The organism is Clostridium sp. (genome assembly GCF_032552055.1).
Taxonomy (GTDB): Bacteria; Bacillota; Clostridia; order Clostridiales; family Clostridiaceae; genus Clostridium.
Genome location: NZ_JAWGSV010000251.1, coordinates 1 through 4,616 on the forward strand (window position 1 = coordinate 1; position 4,616 = coordinate 4,616).

3 protein-coding genes and 1 pseudogene are annotated in these 4,616 nt (G+C 25.6%); 2 read left to right on the top strand and 2 right to left on the bottom strand.

The genetic code is table 11. From position 1 onward, the window contains the following. Positions 1–158: 158 nt before the first annotated feature. Together E6248_RS16430 and E6248_RS13495 are read right to left on the bottom strand one after the other, a co-directional pair. Complete coding sequence (locus E6248_RS16430) at positions 159–512, bottom strand: AraC family ligand binding domain-containing protein (protein ID WP_396335155.1); 354 nt, start codon at positions 510–512, stop codon at positions 159–161. Then, complete coding sequence (locus E6248_RS13495; protein ID WP_316341310.1) at positions 473–601, bottom strand: hypothetical protein; 129 nt, start codon at positions 599–601, stop codon at positions 473–475. The genes E6248_RS16430 and E6248_RS13495 overlap by 40 nt, the downstream gene beginning before the upstream one ends. A gap of 104 nt (positions 602–705) precedes the next feature. On the opposite strand from E6248_RS13495, the pseudogene fucI reads away from it, so the two are divergent. Then, positions 706–1,601: pseudogene (fucI, locus tag E6248_RS13500) on the top strand (L-fucose isomerase); the annotation flags it as partial. Between the two features lie 290 nt (positions 1,602–1,891). Further along, positions 1,892–4,588 carry a sigma 54-interacting transcriptional regulator gene (locus tag E6248_RS13505; RefSeq protein WP_316341311.1) on the top strand — a complete coding sequence of 899 codons (2,697 nt, stop codon included), beginning with the start codon at positions 1,892–1,894 and terminating at the stop codon, positions 4,586–4,588. Positions 4,589–4,616 lie beyond the last annotated feature (28 nt).

Here is a 4,616-nt window from a genome sequence, read left to right on the forward strand (position 1 = left end):
ATCATCAAGAGTAATATAAGATGAATAAGAAGTTTCTATAAGATTAATAGCTTTTTAAAATTTTAATATTTGAGATTGTTTTAACTTATTGACATTATTATATGAATAAAAATTATTTTTAATTATTAATCCTAATAATTCGTAAAGCTTACCTTGAACTATAAATTCATATCCTGGAAATTTTTGTTTATTGCATCAAATAAATCACATATAATATCATGTATTTCAATACTTTTTCGAGAAAAAAAATCATTAATTATTAATGTATGATCAATTATTTCGGATATTATTTTGCTACATACATTATTATCTTTTAAAATAAAATTGATATCAAAAACAATACATTCATAGACACAATTATTAGGATTGCCACCGTGTAAAACACCATCATGAATTAGTATTATATCTCCTGCTTTAGCACATAATTCTTTCTCATCTAATAAAATTGTAAATTCTCCTTCTAATATTCTTATTATTTCATATTCAATATGCCAATAATAGGCATTACATATTCAATGTGATTTTTATCAACATGATAAAAATCTATTGGAAAATCAAATGTACCTCTTTGTTTATTTTCTTTAAAATTTAAATACTTCATAAATCTCCTAAAAGTGGATATTATTATACTTTATTTAAATTACAGCAAGTAATTTAAATAAAACAGCTATATAATAACATTAAGAAAAGCATAGGAGGGATACAATGTTTAATAATAGATTAATTGGTGATTATCCTGTTATTGGTATAAGACCTACCATAGATGGGAGAAGAGGAATATTAAAGGTGAGAGAATCTCTTGAAGATCAAACTATGAGTATGGCGAAAGCCACAGCTGATCTTTTTAGAAATAATTTGAAATATTCTAATGGAGAGCCTGTAAAGGTTGTAATAGCTGATACAACAATAGGGGAGTAGGAGAAGCAGCTGCTTGTGCCAATAAATTTAAAAAGGAAGGTGTAGATATAACATTAACAGTAACACCTTGCTGGTGCTATGGATCAGAAACAATGGATATGGATCCTATGACTATTAAAGGGGTATGGGGATTTAATGGAACAGAAAGACCAGGAGCGGTTTATTTAGCAGCAGTTTTAGCAGCACATGCACAAAAGGGTTTACCTGCATTTGGAATATATGGACATGATGTTCAAGATGTAGATGAAAAAGAGATACCAGAAGATGTTAAGGAGAAGTTGCTTAGATTTTGAAGACCAGCTATAGCTGTAGCAACAATGAGAGGCAAATCATATCTTCAAATTGGATCTATATGTATGGGGATAGCAGGTTCAATTATTAATACTGATTTCTTTGAAAAGTATCTAGGAATGAGAGTAGAGTCAGTTGATGAGGTTGAAATAATTCGTAGAATGACAGAAGGAATTTATGATGAAAAAGAATATAATAAAGCTTTAAAGTGGGTAAAATCTAATTGTAAACAAGGATTTGATAAAAATCCAGAAAGAATTCAAAAATCTGAAGAAGAAAAAGAAAAAGAAAAAGATTTAGAATTTGTAGTTAAGATGATGTGTATAATAAAAGATTTATATAATGGAAATCCGAATATTCCTAAAGGATGCGAAGAGGAGATGATTGGACATATTGGTGCTGATTTAATTACATTATGTTCAATGTTAAGAATCCCTGTATGTATGCATAATGTTTCAGAGGATAAAATATTTAGACCAGCATTATGGATTTAAAAGATATAGAAAGTAGTATTACCAGCAAATTTAATATAATTGAAAGATTATCTTAAATTTGTTTTTTTTATATGGTATGATATAATATTTTACAAAATATTATTATTGAATTTATAAGAATTAATAAATATAAAAAATAGAGTATTTTATGAGCGAGTATAAATAATAACTTTGGTGGGGTGCTATATTTGAAGAATGAAGATAAAATAAGGATGGTTATATCAACTTTAAGTAAAGATATTTTAGATAAAGGTGGAAAAGGAATTACAGCACAAGATATAAGTGAGGTATTGGGAATAAAAAGAAATGTTATAAGTCACTTTCTTAATAAAATGGTGGATGATGGAACTGTTGTAAAGACCAAAACAAGACCAGTTTATTTTTTATATAAAGAAGTGGCAGAGTCATTAAATGAAAATAAATTAGATTTAGAAGATGATGTATTTAAAAAGCTTATAGGAAGCAATGGAAGCTTAGCAGAGGCAGTGGAAGAGTGTAAGTCAGCAACATTATACCCTAATAATGGTTTACCAATACTATTAACTGGTAGTAGCGGTGTTGGGAAAAGCTTTATGGCTAAACTTATATATGAGTATGCGAAATCTAAAAAAGTTATAAAAGAAGATGCTAAGTTCATTACTTTTAATTGTGCGGAGTATTCTAATAATAAAGAATTATTATCTTCAAAGTTATTTGGATATGTAAAAGGTGCTTTTACAGGGGCCGAGGTAGAGTCAAAAGGAATAATTGAAGAAGCAGAGAATGGATATTTATTTCTTGATGAAATTCATAGATTATCACCAGAGGGACAAGAAAAGCTATTTTTATTACTTGATAAAGGGATTTTTAGTAGAGTCGGTGAAAATGGAAGTGTTAGAAGAAGTAATGTTAGACTAATATTTGCAACAACTGAAAAGTTAGATAAATTTTTAATTGATACTTTCATAAGAAGAATACCAATAATTATTAACTTGCCTAATGTAAATTGTAGACCAATTGATGAAAGAATCGAACTTATAAAGAGATTTTATAAAGAAGAAAGAGATATATTAGGAAAAAATATAATTATTGATAAAAAAGTTGTCAATATTTTATTAGCTATGAATTCTATTGGAAATGTTGGGGCTCTTAAAAATGCAGTTAAATATAGTTGTGCAAGTAGCTTTAGAAAAAATATATATGGCGATGTTATAGTTGAAGTTAAACATTTACCTAAGAATATAGTTAAGATAAAAGAAGTAAAAAATATTTATAATTTAAAAAATATGTGTATTACTGAAGAGGATAATATAGTTGATGAAGTGTCAAATTTTGAAACGGAAAAAACATACAATAAATATATTAGCTATATGGAGGAAATATACGAAGAAACTGAAAGGTATGAAGAAAACTTAATAAGTTCTGAAGAATATAAAAAAATACTAAGTATAAAATTGAATAAAATAGACTCAATTTTTATTGAAGAAAGTGAAAATTTACATAATGGCATAGGATTTAAAGTTTTAATAAATACTATTGAAATAGCCCTAAAGGATTTAGAAAAAAAATATGGGATGAAATTTTATAAAAATACAGCAAGATCAATAGCAAATATCTTTATGTTTTTTAAAAATAATAAAAATGCAAATAACATGGGTATTGTTTCAATTGAAGAAAGTATATTAAAGATAATAAAAGCTAAAAATTTTAAATATAATTATATAGCAAAAAATTTCTTGGAAAATATTGAAGAGAGTATTGGGATAAGCTTTGGTATAAATGAAGAGACATATATTAGTTTATATATTTTTTTACTTATAAAAATAAATCATTTGAGTGACATAGATGCGGTTATAGTAGCACATGGGCAATCAACAGCAACAAGTATAGCAAGTGCTGTAAATCAATTATTAGGTCAATTTATATTTACTCCTTTTGATATGCCTATACATATGAAACCTCAAGAAATAATAGAAGATATAAAGAGCTATATCAAGAATTTTACCAATAGTAGTGGAATAATATTTTTAGTTGATATGGGATCATTATTTGAAATACATTCAGGAGTCAAAGAGATTGTAGATAGTGAAGTAGCAGTTATTAATAATATTAGTACTCAGTTAGCACTAGGTGTTGGAGATATGATAATAAAGTGTGATGGAATAAAAGAAATAATAGATAAAACAGTAAAAAATACAAAGATAAGTTATAAATATTTTGAAAGTAAGGAAAAAGAAAAGGCTATTATAACTAGTTGTGCAACTGGTATTGGTGTGGCAAATAAGTTAAAAGATATAGTAAAGGGATGCATAGATGATAAATCGATAAAAGTAATTTCATATGATTTCTTTAAATTAAAAAATAATGGTATCAGTGATCCTATATTTGATGAATATGATGTACAACTAATTATAAGTACGTTAGATTTAACAATATCAGGTGTTGAAGTTTTAAAATTAAGTGATTGTTTAAAGAATGATGGAGAAGCAAAATTAAGGGCATGTTTCAAAAAATTAGTTAAGAATAAAAGTATAGATACTATAATAAATGAATTAATAAAATTATTATCTCTTCAAAATATAATAAGTAGAATGATTATTTTAAATCCTAAAAAAGTAATTGATGATGTAGAAAGAATAATTAATATACTAGAGAATCAATTAGAAATAAAATTAAATAGTGATTTAAGATTAAGTTTATTTATACATACAGCAATAATGATAGAAAGAGTTGTATTAGATAAAAATTCAAAAATTGAAGATGATATAATACCTGTAAAATATGATAAAAATCAATTTGATATTTTAAAAAATATCTTAGAAAATGAATTGAAGGAGTATTCTATATCTATACCTGCAAATGAAATTGCATTAATGTTAGGTATTATAAATTTTAAATATTCATAAAGTTATTTATATGTAATACACAAAAAAG